Origin of the sequence: Brucella sp. HL-2 (assembly GCF_025846885.2) — a bacterium.
GTDB classification, from domain to species: Bacteria; Pseudomonadota; Alphaproteobacteria; order Rhizobiales; family Rhizobiaceae; genus Brucella; species Brucella quorumnocens.
Genome location: NZ_JAOYTK010000005.1, coordinates 55,625 through 75,034, shown reverse-complemented (window position 1 = coordinate 75,034; position 19,410 = coordinate 55,625). Strand labels below are relative to the sequence as shown.

Sequence of the window (19,410 nt, the reverse complement as noted above, 5' to 3'; positions counted from 1 at the left end):
TGATGGATCTGCATCAATTCTTTGTCGCCCCATTTGCCGAATTTGCTTTCATGCAAAGGGCGTTGTTGGGGGCGATCTTCCTTTCGATCAGTGCCTGCCCTGTAGGGGTATTTCTGATGCTGCGTCGCATGAGCCTGACTGGTGATGCCATGTCCCATGCCATTCTGCCGGGCGCGGCTGCCGGGTTCCTGTTTTATGGGCTTGAAATCATTCCAATGACCATTGGTGGAATGCTTGCAGGCATAGTGGTGGCTCTGGGCGCAGGCGCAGTCTCACGTCTGACGATCCAGAAAGAAGACGCCTCAATGGCCGCTTTCTATCTGATATCACTGGCAATTGGTGTGCTGCTGGTCTCAATGCGAGGATCGAGTGTTGATCTGATGCATGTGTTGTTCGGAACCGTTCTGGCGCTCAACAATGATGCGCTATTCCTGATCGGGCTCACCACAATCCTCACATTGGTAACGCTGGCAGTATTTTGGCGTGCGCTGATTACCGAATGTCTTGATCCCCTATTTCTGCGTTCGGTGTCGAAGCTCGGTTCGCCGGTTCATTTCATCTTCCTTGGCCTTGTGGTCCTTAACCTCGTTGCTGGTTTTCAGGCGCTTGGCACGCTTTTGTCCGTGGGGTTGATGATCCTGCCTGCCACATCTGCGCGCTTCTGGACAAACCGTGTTGAAACCATGTGCGTTCTGGCAACGGTGTTTGGTCTTGGCTCCTCGCTGTCAGGCTTGTTGTTGTCCTATCACCTGTCGTTGCCGTCAGGACCGGCCATCATTCTCTCTGCGGGAGCGATTTATTTCATCTCGGTACTCGCGGGAACGCGCGGTGTGTTTGTGACACGCAGACCCAGAAGATCTCATAAAGTTGCCTAACAATCAGAAGGACTTATTGAAATGATGAGGCAATTTAAACTTGCCCTTGCATTGAGTACCGCAACATTGGCTGTCAGTTCGCACGCAGGTGCAGCAGAACAAAAGCTCGATGTCATTGCCAGTTTTTCCATATTGGGTGACATGGCGCAGAAAGTGGGTGGCGATAGAATTACATTGCGCACGCTGGTCAGCCCAAATGGCGACGCACATGTCTACGAACCGAAACCATCGGACGCAATCGCAATGGCGAAAGCTGATGTTGTTCTGGTGAATGGTCTGCAATTGGAAGGCTTCTTGTCCCGGCTTGTCGAAGCTAGTGGGACCGAGGCCGAGATTGTCGAGGCGACTGAGGGAGCCGGGATTTTGCGCGACCCGCATGGCGGTCATTACCACTATTACGGCACCAAAGCAGTGTTCCATGAAGCGCCGTTTGATCCCCATGCCTGGCAATCTGTTGGGAATGCGAAGGTGTATGTACAGAATATCGTATCGGCTTTCTGCAAAGCCGATACGAAGGGATGCGACGCATACAAGCAGAACGCGGCTATCTATCAGCAGCAATTGGACAAGCTCGACGCTGATATAAGAAGCACGATTGCATCCATTCCGCAGGATCGGCGCGTCGTGGTCGTCGCCCATAATGCATTTCGCTATTTTGAAAATGCCTACGGCGTGAAGTTTTTGTCACCTCAGGGCGTTTCAACGGAATCTGAAGCATCTGCTGCCGATGTCGCTGGCGTCGTACGCGATATCAAGGAAAACCGTGCTGCAGCTGTTTTCGCCGAAAATATTGCCGATGCGCGGCTTGTCCAGCAGATCGCGTCTGAATCTGGGCTCAAGCTTGGCGGTGTTCTGTATTCCGATGCGCTGTCTGCGGCTGATGGCCCTGCCGCCTCTTATATCGACATGATGCGCCACAATACTGAAACCATCCGCGCTGCTGTCGACCCCCACTAAGCGCGGTGCATATCACTGCCGCTGTGATGTTGAATGTTATGTAATATCATTAATAAGGAGAGTATGATGAAAAGATTGATGCTGACTGCTTCGGCCCTTGCTATGGCCGTTTGCATGACAGGCGGAAGTGCATTGGCAGATGAAGACAATGTGACCGCATGGCGGTTATTTGTGTCGGATCATGCAGAGCCAGTCGTCAATGTCATCGACGCTCTTGATGGCGATAAGCTCGACACTTTCAAGATCAAGGGACCTGCATCGCTTTATCGTAGTGAAAGTGGAAAGACCGTGTTTGCAGTGCAGGGCTCTGCTGGCGCAGTGTCGGCCATTTCTTCCGGCATTTCATTTCATGACCATGGCGATCATGCTGATATTGATGTTGATGACTCCAAAATTCTCAATGTAGAATGGACCGGTGCAAAGCCCGCACACTTTGTCGAACGTCAAGGCAATATCGCACAATGGTTTGATGGTGAAGATGCGGCGCGGTTCATCACTGAAAAAGCCGCGCTTGACGGGAAGTCCGACGTGAAGACAGCCAATGTTGTGGCAGCACATCACGGCGTCGCTGTTCCCTTTGATAATTATGCAGTCGTGACGATTCCAAACCCGGACGACGCCTCCAAACGGCCAATAGGTGCGCGCATCGTTGACTTCAAGGGCAATAAGTTTGGCGACGATGTTGCATGCCCCGGCCTGCATGGTTCTGCGGGATCAGGCAGCATTTATGCGCTTGCCTGCGATACAGGCTTGCTGCTCATCACGCAGGACGGCGACAAGCCTGTTATTAAGCATCTTCCTTACGGAAAATCTTTGCCAGAAGGTAGTTCTTCCACTCTAATCGGTGGCAAAGGGCTGCAGTATTTCATCGGCAATTATGGCCCGGATCGTGTTGTTCTGGTCGATCCTTCAGAAGCGGATGGTGGCTTCCGTTTGGTGCAGCTTCCGACGAGACGAGTGCATTTTGCCGTTGATCCAGTGCGGCCGAAATTCGCCTATGTCTTTACTGAAGACGGCCAGCTTCATCAGCTCGATGTTCTAAAGGGTGAAATCGTCAAGTCGATCAAGTTGACCGAGCCATATTCGATGGATGGTCACTGGAGCGATCCGCGTCCGCGTATTGCAGTTGCAGGCGACAATGTCGTTGTGAGTGATCCGCTGAAAGGTCAGCTGCATCTCGTCAATGCGGTTTCATTTGAAAAAGCGGGCGATATCGAAGTCGCTGGCAAGCCTTTTAACATTGTTGCAGTTGGCGGCTCCGGTAAGGTCCATGCGGACGAAGCCGGTCATAGTCATGAGGGACACAAACACGAGGAGCATAAGCGCGACTGATAATACTTCTATCTCCATCCGTCGTGAAACTTGGCCCGATCTTTTTAGGTCGGGCTTTTTTAACGAGTTCTAGTAATTGATGGTTACGACAACTGTATCCGTATAGGTGCCTGAAGCGGGAGTGGGTTGTGGTGCAACACGGCCATAAACCGGTACATTTTCTATTGATCCAGTGCCGGTTCTGGACACAATCTGACCGGCCGTATTGCCCCATGGGACGGTGCGTGTGCTGTTGGAATAAAGCCCGTAAATAATCGCGGTTGTGCCCAGTGTCATTCGGCGTTGGGTCGGTTGAGTATTACTGAGGCCACCATTTAGCGAAATGCTGTATGGCAGACCCAAGGTGCAGTTGATTGTTAGGGTACCATTAGCGTCAATATTCGAGGTCATCGCGCTGTGGGTGCCAAAATTGACTGCGCTCGCCGAGACCGTGCAGCTGCGGTTGACAATTGCCTGCACGTTGAAGCTTGGCTGGATCGGATTGTCGGCGATTGTCGAGCAGTCAGGTGGTAGGAGGAGATAGCGAATGTAATTTATGCGCGCCTGCCCACCAGAAAAGACTGACAAATAGGTTCCTGCGAGTTTTGATGCTTGGGAACCGAGTATGCGACCATAAATGGTGCGGGTTGCAGTACCTGGTCCCAGAATAGGCGCTATTACATCAATTGGTTGTACGGTGCCCAATGTTGCGTTTGTTGACGATCCCCATGGGACTGTGCGGTTTGCGTCCTGATAAAACTGGTAGGATAAAGTATTAGCGCCGCTTGTCATCAGGCGGGTACTGCCGGAGCTTCCCCCGCTACCCGCCTCAAGATTAGGGCATACCCGCATAAGCAACTGAAGATTGAGAGAGCTTGAACAGGTAACACTGAGTGTTGCGGTAGTGTCGATAGCCCCACCCGCTTGAAGGTTTACCGTACCAAAATTCATGTCTGTAATGCTGGCAGTGCAGGTTTGAGCAATAGCCAAACTCGCACCGGTGAGGCTCAAGAAGATTGCAGCGATGAAACTTAAAAAATGTTTTGTCATTGGTGTTTCCGGCATATGGCATCAGGTATCGTTGTGCGTTCGTGGGTATGAGCGGGAGCGGTGAATGTGACGGTGCAGCTTTCACCGTTTGATTGCTGTATGATCAGTAAATTCCTGTCGGCAATATTCTCAGCATAGACCTGACCGTCATAGCCAACGATCATATTTTCACTACCATTGAGCTGAGCTGCGGCACCTGTTTCAACATAGTCACCCACTTCAGTGCGAATGGTTATCAATGCGGGCCTGGTTTCGGCTAAGACATTGAAATCGACAACCGCGCCACTGCGATCACCCGGGCGTACAATCTGGCGGGTAGTGCTTACACTTGCATCAAGCGGCAGGTTTGAAGGATCAATGGAAATGGAGTTGCTTTCATAAGAGCGAAGATCAGATACAAGCAGCTTGCCGCGCTTGTTGGTCTTGCCAATTGGGCGATTTTCATAAAACACTTCGACATCAGGCGCGCCAACATCCACCACACTAAAGGCATCATCGACACGATTAGCGAGAAATGCGCCGCCACCCGCCACGATAAGTGAGCCCTCAAATTGTGCGGTCCCGCGAACATTATCATTGAACTTTTCGACGCCTGCCTCAATACGTCCGATTGAACTGCGGTAGCTGCCACTGGCGGCAACGATATCATTTTGTCCATAAGAGCCGCGGATACGCCATCCGGTGCCGCCCACAACTGGCTGCTCGGATTTCATGATATCTGCGGTGATACTCGTGCCTGTATCATCAGAAGAGATGCCGCTGGATGCAGTGATATTGCCATCCATCATCCAAGACAGACCAGCGAAAACACCAAACGAACCTTTGCGCTCAAGATCGGTGAAGGTTGAAAAAAACACATTGCCCTTCTGTCCGATGGGCTTTGTTGCAGTCATGCTGACAATGCGGGATGTTTCGAAATTCGCCGTTTCTAATTGTGCATATGAGAAGTTGAGATTGAGATTTTCAAGTATGGGCGGCAGGGAAATGGAGGCTTGATCAAGCGACCGTGGGGGCTTTGCGTTGTAGATCGTTGAAGGAAGTCCGAATTTGGCGATGTCGGCGGTTACAGAAGCCATGTCGTTAAAATCGCCGAAAGTCCGCTGCGTTCTTGCGAAAAACTTGATGTTCCAGAGCTCAGCTTCGAGACTGGCTGCAACTTGATAGCCAGTCTCATCGCCAAAGCGGCTGTTAGATGCCGCCACGGAGCCAACGCCGAAAGAGCCAATATTGAAGACGCTGCCAGCGCCTGCATTGTAGAAATTTTCGGCACCTTCGGCATGGGCTTCGAGGGTGAGGTTATTCGTCAGACCATAGCGAAGTGTGGCGGAGCCTATCGGACGCTCATCATAGTTATTCGATTCAACGCCATAATAGCGCCGGGCAAAGCCCATCTCAGCCGAAAAATCGGCAAGTCCCTTAGCCAAAAGATTAGACGATGCGTAAAAGGGTGTCTCAGACACTGTTTCTCTGCCAAGCGCATCGCGAACCACCAGACGCGCTGTGCCAGCGCCGGTGACTATCGGCAGATTGGTGATCGAGAACGGTCCAGACGGAACCGAACGCGAGGCGCGTTGAGCGTTATCGACATAGACATCGACGGTAGAAGGTACTGCAGCCGAACCAGAAAGCTCTGGCAACGGCATCGTAACCAGATCGGGGCGCAGGGTGAAATTGCGGCGTATTTGTATGCCACCCAAACGAGTTGGGCGCGTCCACGACAGGCCGCCAGAAATTATATCGCCAACATTATATGTCATCAGGTGGGTCGGATCGGAATAGGACCACCGAGTATCAAGTCGCGTTGAACCAAAGTTGTCTGCATCCGAGGAACTTAAAATCTGCGATGAAGTCAGTACTCCATATGGACCAAACAGACGCCCTTCGAGCAAGCTGGAAACACCTTGGAATGAAGTCAAATCGTCCCATTTCGGACCGCCGGTCGAGCCGTAGACCGTATAATTGATCAACCCTCCCAGATTGCTCGTTACGACAGGTTCCTCCTCTTCAGCGTCTTGCGGTGTTTCATAGGCTTGCGCATCAATGACACGAGCCGCGCGGCTATCCTCCACAGCATCGAAACCTACAGTCTGGTTTTCTTCATCATAGGTTGCCACCACACCGGGCAGTCGGCCGATATCGACCCAGCCATCCTCCCTTGTCGCTTCCTTTGCAGGCTTGATGCCTACATTTTTCAGTTGCTCGGGCTCTATCAACAGAAGCCCGTCGGATGTTTGACGAAAGGCAGCAATCAACTCCGAAGATGAACCATTCACGAAGACTTCGAGTTGCAGCTCTTGAAATTCATCGTCAGGACTAGTTATTCCTGCCGACGGGGGTGGCAAATCTTGAGCTGCAGCCTTCGGAAAGGCTGAGAAGATCGTCAGACAAGCAATCGTCAAAACAGCAAGGTCAACCGCCCCTGACGTTCGCTTGCGCATTAATCGGGCCAGCTTCGCTTTGTGCTGAGATCATCAGCGAGCCACCACCTCGATTATTGCGTGTACCGGGGATGAACCAGGAAACACTCGATTTCCCAAGAACATAGCCCACAAGCCCTTTCTGTTGTGCGACTGGCGCTCCACCTTTACTTTGCAAAGCCAGATCGGAGACGCGCATACGCTTGTCGCCGCGATTATTGACAGTGACTTGATAGCCTCCGGATTTTTTCTGCACGTTCCAGGCCACATCCGCGCCGCTGTTGTCCTCGGGTGAGAAGAAGACGGGGATAGAATGTCTGATGATGAGATTTACAGTCCCTGACTTTTGCTGCGAAGAACTTGGCAGTTCATCCACGATCAAGCGATAGCTTTCCTCTGCTTTGACAGGACGCTTGGATGTTCGCACGACACGAACCATATTTTCGCCACCAGGCTTCAATTGCGAGATCGGCGGACTTACTGCGACATCTGTGGCCGGAGTATAGCTATCAACGCCATTACTTTGGCTCCAACGGAAAATTCTAACCTGTACGTTGATGGGGCGTTTTGCATCGTTCCAGATCCGAACGCTGGATGCAGCGGCTGGGGCACTAAGGTCTATAAGAACCGGAGACACTCTTAATGATGCTGCGTTTGATTGCGCAGAAGAAATATGCAGACCAGCAACGACGAGCGCTGCGAGTATGAGAATACGCATGCAATTCTCCCTTTACGTTCAATACGTTATTGTCGCAGTAACCGTATCGGTATAAACGCCCGGGGCTGGCGTGTTCTGAGGGAGGGCGCGACCATATACAGTATACTGTTGAGCCGCGCCTGTGCCCGTTCCTGAAACAGTGTCGGTTCCAACCGTGGTGCCCCAAACTGTGTCACGTGCGGCTGTCTGATATAGAGAATAGGCAACAGTTGCGCCGCCGGTTCCTGTCATCAGACGGTTGGCGACAGTTGCGCTTGAGCCGGAACCCGCACTCAAGCCAATATTAAAAGGGGTAGTGTTAGTGCATTGAACTGTGATGACGCTGGTGGCATCGCTGTTCGTAGCTAGCACTCCGTGGAGGCCAAAATCCATATTCGTTGCGGAGTTGATCTGGCATGCACCCGCGATCGTTATCTGAACTGTGAACTGTGCTGAAGGCGTCTGTGCGTTCACGACGGAGGGTATCAACAACCCGACCGAAACAACGCCTACAATCATACTAAACTTAATACACATAGTCCCTCCTGAATGCTTAAAGCGGGCCGATTATCAGTCGCCTTTCAAGGTATTTTGCATTGCAAGTATATGTATTTGTTTTTCTTATTAGCAATTCAGTTTATGGGAATTCTCAATTCATATCAACGTCCATGGCGATTTTTTCCACCAAACTCGCACAATGTATAAATATAGATCAATATTTGTTCAGTTTTCGTTAAGTCGGAATAGGAGATATGATGACTTTATGAAATAAATAGTCAATTTTAAACAAAAAAAATCGATATTATACTATTTGTTGTGTTCGATATTAATTTGCAGATTCCTGAATCTAATGATTCTTTTGTTTCGTTTGTTGGCTTTTCCTCAAGTCCTTAAACGGTGCAGTTCCTGGCCATCTGAGTTGTGTCATCCCCTTGTCACGCACCCGGAATAAAAGCGCGCAAACCATACAGATTGCGCGCTTATGTTACATGAAACTAAAATACACGTAGACATTGCCGTTAGGGCTGAAGGGTTAAGTCTCGCCTATGGCAGCAGCACGATCCTCAAGAGCATCGATTTGACTCTGCAAAAGGGGCAGACGCTTGCGTTGCTTGGGCCTTCAGGATGTGGAAAGACAACGCTTCTCAGGCTGGTAGCAGGGCTGCTTGTCCCAACCAAGGGCTCCATAACGATCAACGGTATAAAAGTAGCTGATGCGACGAGTGGCACATTTGCGCCGCCGGAAAAGCGTCACCTTGGCATGGTATTTCAGGATTATGCGCTTTGGCCGCATATGTCGGTCTATGGAAATGTTTCGTTTCCGTTGGAGATGCGCGGCATCGGACGTGCGGAACGCGAAAAGCGGGTTAAATCGGCGCTTGATCGCGTTGGTCTTACAGGTTTCGGGGATCGCTCCATCAGCGATATGTCCGGGGGACAGCAGCAGCGTGTCGCCATTGCGCGTGCTATCGTTGCCGAACCGGGTCTGGTGCTTTTCGATGAACCGCTATCCAATCTTGATCGTGAGCTGCGAGAAAACATGGTTAGTGAGATTGGGCAGCTTGTCGCAAATCTCGGTCTGACAGCAATCTATGTAACACATGATCAGAGCGAGGCATTCTCGCTCGCCCATCAGGTGGCTATCATGCGGGCAGGGGTTATCGAACAGCTTGCGGCGCCCGAACTGCTCGTCTCACATCCCACAACACCGGCAGTAGCGGATTTCTTGCGTCTTGGCTGTGTTATGCCGGTAGAACGCGAACATAGCTTCTACCGCATTTCGCAAACCGAAGTCCGGCTGAGCCACGCTGCCATGCCTGCCGATGCAACGCACGTCCTTCTGCCGTCTCGTTCGGTGCGAAGTGTTGCGATCGATGATGCGGCAATTCCGGCAACTGTCTTGCGCACCCATTTTCGCGGAGACGGCCATCTGACGACGGTTCGTATTGGGTCACAGTATGCCGGACACGAGCTGACCTATCTCGATCATAGCAAGCTTTCGCCTGGTATGCCGGTTGGCATTGCCATCGATACAGATCAGCTGCGCTGGTTCTCGTAACAATCACTTCACGTCACTGCATCTCAGGAGAGATTTATGAAGAAGTCCCTTATCGGTGCCACAATGGCATTCGCAGCAGTACTGCTGACCAGCACTGCAGCTTTTGCTGACATCACCGTTTATTCGGCAGGTCCGGGCAAGTTGATCGAAGGCCTTGCTGCAGGCTTTACCGCCAAGACCGGCACGAAAGTCAATGTCTTTCAGGCAACGACTGGCAAGGTTATGGCGCGTATTGAAGCCGAAGCTGCCAATCCTGTCGTAGATGTGCTGATTTCGGCTTCATGGGATACCGCAACCGACTTTGCAAAGCGCGACTGGCTCGTGGCTTACACAAGCCCGAACGCCGAAAAGGTTCCTGACTTCTTGAAGAATGAAACCGCTGTTGCACAGGGCGTTTCGGCTTTAGGCATCGCATGGAACCCGAACAGCAAGACCCCGAAGCCAACCGAGTGGGCCGATTTGGCCAAGCCGGAATACAAGGATCTGGTCAATTTGCCTGATCCATCGCAGTCAGGAGCAACATTTGAGCTTGTTGCAGCGCTTGCAGAGACGCAGGGCTGGGATCTGTTCAAGCATCTGCATGAAAACGGCGCAACTGCTGCTGGTGCCAATGCCGAAGCATTGAATCCTGTGCTTCAGGGTGCTAAGGCCGCAGTATTTGGTGCAGTCGATTACATCTCGCTCGCAGGCAAGGCCAAGGGCGAAGCCATCGATGTCATCTTCCCGGCATCTGGCACTGTTATCGCACCGCGCCCGGCCATGATCCTCAAGTGGTCGAAGAACCAGGACGAAGCCAAGCAGTTCGTCGACTACATGCTGTCGGATGAAGGTCAGAAGATGGTGGCTGACACCTATCTGATGCCTGCGCGTTCTGACGTTGCTGCAAACCGCCCGCTGATTAACGATCTGAAGATTTTGAAGATCGACGCCGCAGCTGTTTACGGCAAGCGCAATGAAACACTGAAAGAATTCAACGCGGTCTTTGGCGCGAAGAAATAATCAGATTGCGGCTCTTCCTGATTGTCAGGGAGAGCCGCTTACTTATTCTATTCAATAGATTATGAGCTGGCGGCTATATTGCGGTCGTTGCTCGACGACCACAGAGGCAATCATGAGTGCAAAGACCGCTAATGCTGCAAATCCCCTGGGCTTTGTGGCTGTCATCGGACTCGCGATTGTCGTTGCAGTTCCATTTATTTTCATTGTTCTGCAGGCAATTTTCCCGCAGATCGGCCAGGGCGTGCTGACCGCACCGTTTGTGCATCTGCCGGCACTTTTTGAAGATCCAAAACTCTTACGCATGACTGGGAACACTGTGTTGCTCGGCGTTTGCGTCGTCGCTTTGTCTGCGCTGATCGCTGTGCCTCTAGCGGTGTTCCGAGCGCTTTATAAGGTGCCGTTCGCGCTGGTCTGGGATGTGTTGATGCTGGTGCCTTTCATGATCCCGCCCTATATCGCGACGCTTGGCTGGATCATGACATTACAGCCGCGCGGTTATTTCGAGCAGCTTGCGGGCTACCATCTTGCGCCATTTCTGTTTTCGCTCGCGGGCATGACATTCGTCATGGCGCTCAACACATTCCCGCTGGTCTATTTCGCTGTGTCCCGCACTATTGAAGCGGTCGGCGCGCGCTATTCGGATGTAGGGCGTGTTTTCGGTGCGTCGCCCTGGCGCTCGTTCTTCCGAATCACGTTGCCACTGGCAACACCGGGGCTAGCGGCAAGCCTGTTGCTCGTTTTTGCTTCAGCCATTGAGGAATACGGAACCCCGGCGGCACTCGGTAGCCGTTCTGGCTTTGAAGTTCTGGTTACGGAAATCGATCTTAGAATCTCCGATTGGCCGATTGACCTTTCGGGAGCTGCGGTCTTTTCGTTGGCTTTGGTCTGCCTTTCGCTTGCAGCGTTCATGTTTCAGCGCTGGATTTTGACGCGCAGGTCTTATGTTACGACCGGTGGAAAACCTCAGAACAAAGACAAGCGCGAACTTGGTACGCTCAAAATCCCGGTCGTGATCTTGTTTGCTGTGATAGCCTTCGCAGCAACAGGCGTGCCGCTTCTTGCAATTCTTGCGACCGCACTGTCAAAGACCATTTCTGGTGGTCTGACACCATCAAATCTTGGTTTCGACAATTTTGCTGATATCGCAGATAACAGCGCGGGAGCCATGCGCGCTTTGTTCAATAGCCTGTCGCTGGGCGTGGTAAGTGCTTTGCTGACTGGTTTTCTTGGTGCTGTTGCCGCCTATGCGGTGGTAAAAATGCGCTTCCGCGGACGCTTTTGGCTTGATGTGCTTACTGTTTTGCCCAATTCGCTGCCGGGTGTTGTGGTTGCTGTTGGCCTTATCCTCGCATGGAACCAGCCATCGCTGCTGATCTCGCCTTATAATACGCCGCTTATTCTGCTGCTTGCTTATTGCTGCATTCTTCTGCCGCAGCCAATACGCTATGCAACAGCCGCATTTCATCAGATCGGCGATAATCTCGAAGCTGCGGCACGCGTATGCGGTGCAAGCAGTTTCACGACTTTCCGTCGCATCATGCTGCCGCTGATTGCGCCAAGCCTGATCACAGCGATGTTGCTGGTATTTGCTGTTGCGACACGCGAGTTGGTCGCATCAATTCTTGTTGCGCCTGTTGGTATGCAGACCATATCGATTTTCATATGGCGGCAGTTTGAGCAGGGCTCAGTTGGTCTTGGTATGGCGATGGCATTTATTGCGATTCTGCTGACAACACTGCTGCCATTGCTCTTGATGGGGCTCCTGAAACAGACGGGTTTGGTAAAAGTCTGACCCTGTCGACAAATTGCGTACAGAGTTTTATTCTTTCGGTGTGCCACAGAGTCTGTGGCAGAGGCTGAAAGGATTAAGCAATGTCTCTCACTACCCAACCGCCACGCATTTCCAATGAAGAGCGGCTGCAGCGTATCAATGTCTTGCGCCGTAATCTGAGCGAAAAAAAGATTGGCGCTTTGTTGCTTGGGTCGACCGAGAGCCTGCTTTATTACACTGGTCTTGTCTGGCATTCGAGCGAACGCCTGCTGGGTGCCGTCATTACGCAAAACGAAATCGTCTATATCGTACCGGGTTTTGAGCAGAGCCGCGTAGCAAGCCTTCCTCATTTGCCGGGTGAAATCCGCACCTGGCAGGAAGAAGAGAACAGCGCCGCACTTGTCGCCACGCTGCTGTGCGCCGGTGAAACACTTGCCGTGGACGATGCAGTGCCGCTCTTCGTCTATAATGCCTTGCGCAGAGAGATCGATGCAGATCGCCTGGTTGACGCTGGCCCGATCATTCGCGAACAGCGCATAGCCAAATCGCAAGCCGAAATCAACATTATCAAATATGCCATGGGGCTGACACTTGAAGTGCATCGCCGTGCACATCAATTCATCCGTCCGGGCATTGCTGCATCTGATGTTGTGCGCTTTATTGATGAGCAGCATCGTGAACTGGGCGCAGGCCGAGGCTCGACATTCTGCATTGTATCGTTTGGTGAAGCAACGTCGCTGCCGCACGGCGCAGATGGCGAGCAGTATTATAACAACGGCGATGTCATTCTTGTTGATACAGGTTGCCGGATCGATGGCTACCATTCCGATTTGACCCGCACCTATATGCTGGATGAACCAACAGCTGAATTTGAACGTATCTGGACGATTGAGCGGCAGGCGCAACAGGCTGTGTTTGATGCAGCAAAAATCGGTGCTGCCTGTTCAAGCCTTGATGACGCCGCCCGCGCGGTCATGATGAAGCATGGTCTCGGACCAGACTATCAACTGCCTGGTCTGCCGCATCGCGCGGGCCATGGTCTGGGTCTGGAAATCCACGAGGCACCTTACATCGTTCGTGGCAATCACTTGCCGCTCGCGCCAGGCATGTGCTTTTCCAATGAGCCGATGATCGTCGTGCCGGGGCAGTTTGGTGTCCGTCTTGAAGACCATATTTACATGACGGCTCAAGGTCCTGATTGGTTTACGCAACCTGCAAAAGGGCCAACTGAGCCTTTCGTGTAATTTCCGACAGAAGGATAGGCTGATGACGGACAGTGAAACTACTCTTACGAATGAGCGCAAGCGCGGTTCAGGCGTTAAATTGGTCTATGATCTGCTGCGTGATGAGATTCTCGATCTGGTGCTGCCGCCCGGCAGCCCGATCGATGAAGTACAGCTTGCCGAACGGTTCAAAATGTCTCGTACACCGATCCGCGAGGCTTTGGTAAGGCTGGCAGGTGAGGGGCTTATTGATACATTGCCCAATCGCTCAACGATGGTGTCGAATATCGACTTCCTCAACATGCATACGTATTTCGACGCGCTGACGCTGATGTATCGCGTGACGACCCAACTTGCGGCCAAGAATCATCGACCGGAAGATCTGGAGATCATCGCCGCGCATCAGAAAGAGTTCGCAGTAGCGGTTGAAGCACAGGATGCGCTTGGCATGATCGCCACCAATGCGGCATTGCATCTCGCTATCGCGGAAGCAGGCCGCAATCCCTATTTCACCACGCTCTTCAAGCGTCTTCTCGATGAGGGGCGTCGCATTCTGCGACTTTACTACCAGTCCTATAATGATCGCCTGCCCAGATGTTTTGTCGAAGAGCACGACGAAATGATCGCAGCAATTGCTTCGCGCGACATGAAATTGGCCGAGCAATTGGCGCATGAACATGCAGAGCAGATTGTGCGGCAGGTACAAAAACTGGTGATGCGTGACGACCGTTTGGAAATAAGTTTGTAGACCTGTCTAATTTTTGTCGACAAATAAAATACAGACTGATATATCAGTTATAGAGAGCTGATACGAGGCAATACGCCACGACAGTTTCAACCGCGTTGTTTTTTGTTTTGTTGCATTGTCCTTCGCAAAGCTGCTCTGCAGTTTTACTGGAAATGCTCTGAGAGGAGTTTTAGATGGCTGCCAATATTTTCTCCGGCGTGATCCCGGCTCTGATGACCCCATGCAATGACGATCGCACGCCCGATTTCGATGCGCTGGTGCGCAAGGGCAAAGAACTGATCGCTGCTGGCATGTCGGCTGTCGTTTATTGCGGTTCGATGGGCGATTGGCCTCTGCTGACCGATGAACAGCGCATGGAAGGCGTGGCGCGTCTGACCGCGGCTGGTATTCCGGTTATCGTGGGAACAGGGGCAGTGAATACTACCGTTGCTGCTGCTCACGCTGCGCATGCACAGAAGGTGGGGGCAAAGGGCTTGATGGTCATTCCGCGCGTTCTGTCGCGTGGTTCGGTGATTGCAGCACAGAAGGCTCATTTCAAAGCCATTTTATCTGCTGCTCCCGATCTTCCTGCTGTTATCTACAACAGCCCATATTATGGCTTCGCAACCCGCGCAGATCTGTTTTTTGCGCTGCGTGCAGAACATTCCAATCTCGTTGGTTTCAAGGAATTCGGCGGTCCGGCAGATATGCGTTATGCGGCTGAAAACATCACCAGCCGCGACGATGAAGTCACGCTGATGATCGGTGTTGATACGGCTGTAGTCCACGGCTTTGTAAACTGTGGAGCAACCGGTGCGATTACTGGCATCGGCAACGTTCTGCCGAAGGAAGTCATCCAGCTCTGCAAGCTTTCGCAGGCCGCAGCTGCAGGCGACGCCGATGCGCGCCAGCGTGCGCTTGAACTCGAACAGGCACTCGCCGTACTTTCGTCCTTCGATGAAGGTCCAGATCTGGTGCTCTATTTCAAGCATATGATGGTTTTGAAGGGCGATAAGGAGTATGCGCTGCACTTCAATGAGACCGACGCTCTTTCTGATAGCCAGCGCGGTTATGTCGAAGCGCAGTTCAAACTTTTCAATAGCTGGTATGCCGAATGGAGCAAGCTCCCAGGCGCAGTGCAGAAGTACAAGGCTTAACTTAGCTATAAATTAAAAGGCCCTCCGTTTGGAGGGCCTTTCTCTTTTAAAGACCAATCAATTGATCCGAGCATCATGGCGATATCGCTAATTTAAAATCCTTTTACATTGAAACGCTGCCCTCTTTGCGGCTATTAACAGATGCGTTGAAAGTTTGCGGAGTGGTGGGGTGATACGAATACTGTTTCTACTGCTGGGCCGCGAAATTATTCAGCGGCACTGGAGAACCTTGCTGGTAATCTCTGTGCTCTGGATTGTCGGTGGCGCACTGATCGTTATCGATGCACTTGACGGAAAAACCGTCTTACCCGCTCGTGTTTTTGGTTATTTCCTCTTGCCTGAAGCCGCATTGTGCCTCTTTGCAGCCATCGCGAGCTATGGCACGGCGCGCAGAATGCGCATCGTACAAGGCGTGGCGCTTCTTGGCGTAAGTATTCTGATCATCAGTTCGACACCTGCGAGCAACTTCGCGCTTGCTGTCCTGTTCGGCCTATGTTTCCTCATCGACGGCATTGTACGCATCGGCAGCGCCTGGGTGGTGCGATATCCCCGCTGGAAAGTCGGTATGGTTGGCGGCATCGTCGAAGTCTTGCTCGCAATCGCGACACTGCAGCCTTGGCCCACCTGGTATGAGGGGACAGTCGGTACAAATGTCGGTGCTGTTCTCATTCTAACTGGCGTTGGCCTGCTCAGCATAGCGTTTCGAATAAAGCGGTTGGGAGCAGATGCCTCTCTGACGAGTATTCTCAGCAGAAACCCCTTCAACCAACGCGCGGCAAAACTCTATCGAAAGCGAAGTGCCAGAAACCGCAAAAAGCTTATCGTTCACGTCTGGACGCCCACCGGCACAGCGATGACTTCGCTCCGGCAAAGAGCGATCAATCGGTATATTGCGGCGGTTGACAGCAATGGAGTTATCTCGACAGGACATGCGGCGCTGGAAATGGCTCCCGATATTTATATCAGTCATTACCCCGCAGCCGAAATCGACCGCAACCCAGATGAATTTAGTCGCACCTTGCGTGCCACAGCCGACAACAATGTTGCTGGTCGTTTTTTGCCGAGTTATGAGGTCGAGTCTGGCGAATGGTGTCCATCCACGGTGCAAGTCGAAATCAATAATATTGATGCAGCACGCCTCAAAACATTCTGGAAGCATTATCGTGCAAACGACACTTACAACCTGACCAACAGGAACTGTTCAAGTGCCGTCGCCGATGCATTGGATGCAGCACTGGAAGGCGTTTATCGCGAACACAGATGGCCTGTCTTCAAGGCACTTCAGGCTATCGTATTCCCTGAGCTTTGGGCTGCAGGCCTTATGCGCAAGCGCGCAGAATCTATGGCGTGGACGCCGGGACTTGTACTTGATTACGCACGCGCGCTATCAGCGTTGGTGGACTCCAACGGTCGCCCAACAACAAAACAGAGCTTCCGTCTTGTGAAGAAATATTCCCCTCGCAAGTCAAAAGCGACCATAAGCTAGAAATTCAGGTGCTCCGATAAGGCATCTGAATTAACTTGATTATTATACTCATATTAATTAGGCCTTCTTGATCAGTTTATGCCATCGAATGGATCAAGCAACCGTGTATTTCTCAAACGCTATCGGGGTCTACCCTCTTCGCAGCATCGAAAAAACCGTGCTCGCACTGATGCTATTTATTGGTCTCCAGCTTACAGCTCAATCAGCAGCCTTTGCGGAGAACAGAAATGCACAACGCATTGTCTCGCTTGGCCCTGACGTCACTGAAATCATATTCGCGCTTGGTGCGGGCGATAAGGTTATCGCGGTTGATCGGAGCAGCAAATATCCTGCCGAAACCGCCAACAAGGCCAATGTCGGCTATCGCCGAAGCCTATCTCCTGAAGGCATACTTACGCTTAATACAGACCTGATCATTGCGTCTGAAGATATCGGCCCACCGGAAACGACTGATGTACTCAACCAGTCGGTAATCGAAATTCTCTATGTGCCGGTCGATAACAGCCGTGCGGGTCTGATCAAAAAGATTGAGCTCATCGCAAAGAGGCTTGATCTCGAGAAGCAAGGCCGCGCCCTAACGCAGAAAGTCGTAGAAGACTTCGATGTGGCAACAGCCTTTGCCAGCAAGATATCAGCGGATAAACAAAAGAAGGTGGTATTTTTCCACGGGCTGGCGCGTCTGAGCGGTGCCGGAAGCGACACGGCAGCCGATGCATTCATCCGCTATGCCGGCGGGATCAATCCTCTGTCGGTTTATTCAGGCTATAAGCCCGTATCCGAAGAATGGCTGGTCAAAGCTGAGCCCGATGTCGTGCTGATGTTATCTGATGGCAACGGCGGACCAACCCGCGAAGAGGCTTTCTCTGTAAAAGCCCTACAGGGAACTCCCGCCGCCAAATATAAGGCGCTGATCGTTCTGGAAGGGCCTTACATGATGGGATTTGGCCCAAGGACTGCGGAAGCAATCCGAAAATTAGCTGCAGCACTTTACGAATAATATAAAAAGCCCCTCCGATGGAGGGGCTTTCTGTTTTCATCTGCAAGAAAGACTATTCAAAATCTTCCGGCAGCAGACCTTTCGGGAAGTTCTGGTAAGAAACAGGCCGCAGGAAGCGACGAATGGACATGGTGCCCACGCTGGTCGCGCCAAAGTTTGTCGATGCCGGATACGGTCCACCATGAACCATTGAATCAACAACTTCTACGCCGGTTGGGAAGCCATTCACCAGCACACGGCCTGCCTTGCGTTCCAACACTGGAAGAAGACGGCGTGCGTCGTCGAGGTCGCCAGCATCCATATGAATAGTGGTCGTCAGCTGACCTTCAAAGCCGCGAGCGAGCTTTTCCATTTCGTCAACAGAACCAACACGAATGACCAGACCGAGAGGACCGAACACTTCTTCACCCAGTGCATGATCAGACAAGAAGCGTTCGCCAGTCGTCTCAAACAGATTTGGTGAAGCCTGGCGACCCGATGACTCGGTTTCGTAAAGAGGCTTAACGGCATTGCGCGTATCAAAACGCTCCTTACCGTCGTGATACGCCTGTGCGATACCATTGGTCAGCATAGTCTGCGGACCAACCTTCTTGAGGCCTTCAACAGTCGCTTCCGTAAAGCGATCAGCGTCAGCACCGTCGAGAACAACGGCAATGCCCGGATTAGTGCAGAACTGGCCTGCGCCCATGGTCAGCGAACCGGCCCAGCCCTGTCCGAGCGTTTCGGCACGTACCTTCATTGCCTCTGGCAACAGGAACATCGGATTAACCGAACCAAGCTCACCGAAGAACGGAATTGGTTCCGGACGCGCTGCGCAAAGATCAAACAATGCACGGCCACCACCGAGAGAACCTGTAAAGCCTACAGCCTTGATGTTTGGATGCTGCACAAGCGCATGACCAACATCGCGACGACCGCCCTGAATGAGCGAGAACACACCCGGATGAACCCCGGTCTTGGCGATTGCAGCTTCAACGGCCTGAGCTACGATTTCGCCCGTGCCTGGATGAGCGGAGTGGCCTTTCACGACAACTGGGCAACCGGCCGCTAGGGCCGCTGCGGTGTCGCCACCTGCTGTCGAAAATGCCATCGGAAAGTTGGAGGCACCGAAAACGGCTACAGGTCCGATTGGACGTTGAACAAGGCGAATCTCAGGGCGCGGAGCAGGCTGACGATCAGGAAGCGCTGCATCAAAACGACGATCAAGGTAATCGCCTTTTTCGATATGATCAGCGAACAGACGAAGCTGGCCAGTCGTGCGCCCAGTTTCGCCCTGAAGTCGTGCTTCCGGCAGGCCGGTTTCTTGCGATCCGATGACGACGATATCGGCAATGCGTGCTTCAATTTCGTCAGCGATTGCGCGCAGGAATGCTGCACGTTCGGCGCGAGTCGAATAGCCATAAGTCCAGAAAGCATCTTCCGCAGCTTCACAAGCGCGGTTCACCAGATCAACAGTTCCAACTGCGAAAGAATGGGCAGGCCCACTTGCTGGTGCAGACTGAAATGTGCCGGCTCCGTCGAGCCATTCGCCAGCAACAAGGTGTTTTCCTTTGGGCGTGAATGCCATTCGTTCATCCTCCTGTAGAAATCGGCGTGCAATTAAGCCAGTATCCCACCGCATCTAGATTGCACTTGCCTAATGTTTGTATACATTATGTGCGCAGATATCAATTGCCTGTGGGCC

General features: G+C 52.2%; 16 protein-coding genes. 11 read left to right on the top strand and 5 right to left on the bottom strand.

The features are described 5' to 3' along the window. The first annotated feature begins 2 nt into the window (after positions 1-2). The 3 genes from aztB (at position 3) to aztD (ending at position 3,164) form a co-directional block, all read left to right on the top strand. The gene (gene aztB / locus OIV19_RS09425; RefSeq protein WP_264231534.1) at positions 3-875 is read left to right on the top strand and encodes a zinc ABC transporter permease AztB; all 873 of its coding nucleotides are present in this window, start codon (positions 3-5) and stop codon (positions 873-875) included. 21 nt (positions 876-896) lie between these two features. After that, a complete protein-coding gene (aztC, locus tag OIV19_RS09420) occupies positions 897-1,832 on the top strand; it encodes a zinc ABC transporter substrate-binding protein AztC (RefSeq protein WP_264231426.1) in 936 nt (311 codons plus the stop codon). A 63-nt stretch (positions 1,833-1,895) separates the two neighbouring features. Continuing rightward, the gene (aztD, locus tag OIV19_RS09415) at positions 1,896-3,164 is read left to right on the top strand and encodes a zinc metallochaperone AztD (protein WP_319637597.1); all 1,269 of its coding nucleotides are present in this window, start codon (positions 1,896-1,898) and stop codon (positions 3,162-3,164) included. Positions 3,165-3,233: 69 nt separating this feature from the next. Here aztD and OIV19_RS09410 read toward each other — a convergent pair whose 3' ends face one another. From OIV19_RS09410 to OIV19_RS09395, 4 genes are read right to left on the bottom strand one after another with little or no spacing between them, the layout of a single operon-like run. Continuing rightward, complete coding sequence (locus tag OIV19_RS09410; RefSeq protein ID WP_264231425.1) at positions 3,234-4,193, bottom strand: Csu type fimbrial protein; 960 nt, start codon at positions 4,191-4,193, stop codon at positions 3,234-3,236. Further along, the gene (locus OIV19_RS09405) at positions 4,190-6,631 is read right to left on the bottom strand and encodes a fimbria/pilus outer membrane usher protein (RefSeq protein WP_264231424.1); all 2,442 of its coding nucleotides are present in this window, start codon (positions 6,629-6,631) and stop codon (positions 4,190-4,192) included. The genes OIV19_RS09410 and OIV19_RS09405 overlap by 4 nt, the downstream gene beginning before the upstream one ends. Then, complete coding sequence (locus OIV19_RS09400) at positions 6,603-7,328, bottom strand: fimbrial biogenesis chaperone (protein WP_264231423.1); 726 nt, start codon at positions 7,326-7,328, stop codon at positions 6,603-6,605. The genes OIV19_RS09405 and OIV19_RS09400 overlap by 29 nt, the downstream gene beginning before the upstream one ends. Before the next feature lie 18 nt (positions 7,329-7,346). After that, complete coding sequence (locus tag OIV19_RS09395) at positions 7,347-7,844, bottom strand: Csu type fimbrial protein (RefSeq protein ID WP_264231422.1); 498 nt, start codon at positions 7,842-7,844, stop codon at positions 7,347-7,349. 445 nt (positions 7,845-8,289) lie between these two features. Here OIV19_RS09395 and OIV19_RS09390 point away from each other — a divergent pair, with 445 nt between their 5' ends. From OIV19_RS09390 to OIV19_RS09355, 8 genes are all read left to right on the top strand, one after another. Continuing rightward, positions 8,290-9,366 (top strand): ABC transporter ATP-binding protein, encoded by a 1,077-nt coding sequence (locus tag OIV19_RS09390; protein WP_264231421.1) that lies wholly within the window; start codon positions 8,290-8,292, stop codon positions 9,364-9,366. Positions 9,367-9,402: 36 nt separating this feature from the next. Continuing rightward, complete coding sequence (locus OIV19_RS09385) at positions 9,403-10,365, top strand: ABC transporter substrate-binding protein (protein ID WP_264231420.1); 963 nt, start codon at positions 9,403-9,405, stop codon at positions 10,363-10,365. A gap of 112 nt (positions 10,366-10,477) precedes the next feature. Then, the gene (locus OIV19_RS09380) at positions 10,478-12,157 is read left to right on the top strand and encodes an ABC transporter permease (RefSeq protein WP_264231419.1); all 1,680 of its coding nucleotides are present in this window, start codon (positions 10,478-10,480) and stop codon (positions 12,155-12,157) included. Positions 12,158-12,237: 80 nt separating this feature from the next. Beyond that, positions 12,238-13,380, top strand: a complete 1,143-nt coding sequence (locus OIV19_RS09375) for a M24 family metallopeptidase (protein WP_264231418.1) — start codon at positions 12,238-12,240, stop codon at positions 13,378-13,380. 22 nt (positions 13,381-13,402) lie between these two features. Then, positions 13,403-14,107 (top strand): GntR family transcriptional regulator, encoded by a 705-nt coding sequence (locus OIV19_RS09370; protein ID WP_264231417.1) that lies wholly within the window; start codon positions 13,403-13,405, stop codon positions 14,105-14,107. 173 nt (positions 14,108-14,280) lie between these two features. Then, positions 14,281-15,243 carry a dihydrodipicolinate synthase family protein gene (locus OIV19_RS09365; RefSeq protein WP_264231416.1) on the top strand — a complete coding sequence of 321 codons (963 nt, stop codon included), beginning with the start codon at positions 14,281-14,283 and terminating at the stop codon, positions 15,241-15,243. Between the two features lie 229 nt (positions 15,244-15,472). Continuing rightward, positions 15,473-16,729 (top strand): HdeD family acid-resistance protein, encoded by a 1,257-nt coding sequence (locus OIV19_RS09360; protein ID WP_264231415.1) that lies wholly within the window; start codon positions 15,473-15,475, stop codon positions 16,727-16,729. An 88-nt stretch (positions 16,730-16,817) separates the two neighbouring features. Further along, positions 16,818-17,726, top strand: a complete 909-nt coding sequence (locus OIV19_RS09355; RefSeq protein WP_264231414.1) for an ABC transporter substrate-binding protein — start codon at positions 16,818-16,820, stop codon at positions 17,724-17,726. 52 nt (positions 17,727-17,778) lie between these two features. On the opposite strand, the gene OIV19_RS09350 is transcribed toward OIV19_RS09355, so the two are convergent. Further along, positions 17,779-19,293 (bottom strand): aldehyde dehydrogenase (NADP(+)), encoded by a 1,515-nt coding sequence (locus OIV19_RS09350; protein ID WP_264231413.1) that lies wholly within the window; start codon positions 19,291-19,293, stop codon positions 17,779-17,781. Positions 19,294-19,410: the final 117 nt, after the last annotated feature.

What these genes read in the sequence shown, in the direction of transcription:
- aztB (WP_264231534.1), top strand. Translation starts at nt 3, where the DNA reads ATGGATCTGCATCAATTCTTTGTCGCCCCATTTGCCGAATTTGCTTTC.
- aztC (WP_264231426.1), top strand. Translation starts at nt 897, where the DNA reads ATGATGAGGCAATTTAAACTTGCCCTTGCATTGAGTACCGCAACATTG.
- aztD (WP_319637597.1), top strand. Translation starts at nt 1,896, where the DNA reads ATGATGAAAAGATTGATGCTGACTGCTTCGGCCCTTGCTATGGCCGTT.
- OIV19_RS09410 (WP_264231425.1), bottom strand. Translation starts at nt 4,193, where the DNA reads ATGACAAAACATTTTTTAAGTTTCATCGCTGCAATCTTCTTGAGCCTC.
- OIV19_RS09405 (WP_264231424.1), bottom strand. Translation starts at nt 6,631, where the DNA reads ATGCGCAAGCGAACGTCAGGGGCGGTTGACCTTGCTGTTTTGACGATT.
- OIV19_RS09400 (WP_264231423.1), bottom strand. Translation starts at nt 7,328, where the DNA reads ATGCGTATTCTCATACTCGCAGCGCTCGTCGTTGCTGGTCTGCATATT.
- OIV19_RS09395 (WP_264231422.1), bottom strand. Translation starts at nt 7,844, where the DNA reads ATGTGTATTAAGTTTAGTATGATTGTAGGCGTTGTTTCGGTCGGGTTG.
- OIV19_RS09390 (WP_264231421.1), top strand. Translation starts at nt 8,290, where the DNA reads ATGTTACATGAAACTAAAATACACGTAGACATTGCCGTTAGGGCTGAA.
- OIV19_RS09385 (WP_264231420.1), top strand. Translation starts at nt 9,403, where the DNA reads ATGAAGAAGTCCCTTATCGGTGCCACAATGGCATTCGCAGCAGTACTG.
- OIV19_RS09380 (WP_264231419.1), top strand. Translation starts at nt 10,478, where the DNA reads ATGAGTGCAAAGACCGCTAATGCTGCAAATCCCCTGGGCTTTGTGGCT.
- OIV19_RS09375 (WP_264231418.1), top strand. Translation starts at nt 12,238, where the DNA reads ATGTCTCTCACTACCCAACCGCCACGCATTTCCAATGAAGAGCGGCTG.
- OIV19_RS09370 (WP_264231417.1), top strand. Translation starts at nt 13,403, where the DNA reads ATGACGGACAGTGAAACTACTCTTACGAATGAGCGCAAGCGCGGTTCA.
- OIV19_RS09365 (WP_264231416.1), top strand. Translation starts at nt 14,281, where the DNA reads ATGGCTGCCAATATTTTCTCCGGCGTGATCCCGGCTCTGATGACCCCA.
- OIV19_RS09355 (WP_264231414.1), top strand. Translation starts at nt 16,818, where the DNA reads ATGGATCAAGCAACCGTGTATTTCTCAAACGCTATCGGGGTCTACCCT.
- OIV19_RS09350 (WP_264231413.1), bottom strand. Translation starts at nt 19,293, where the DNA reads ATGGCATTCACGCCCAAAGGAAAACACCTTGTTGCTGGCGAATGGCTC.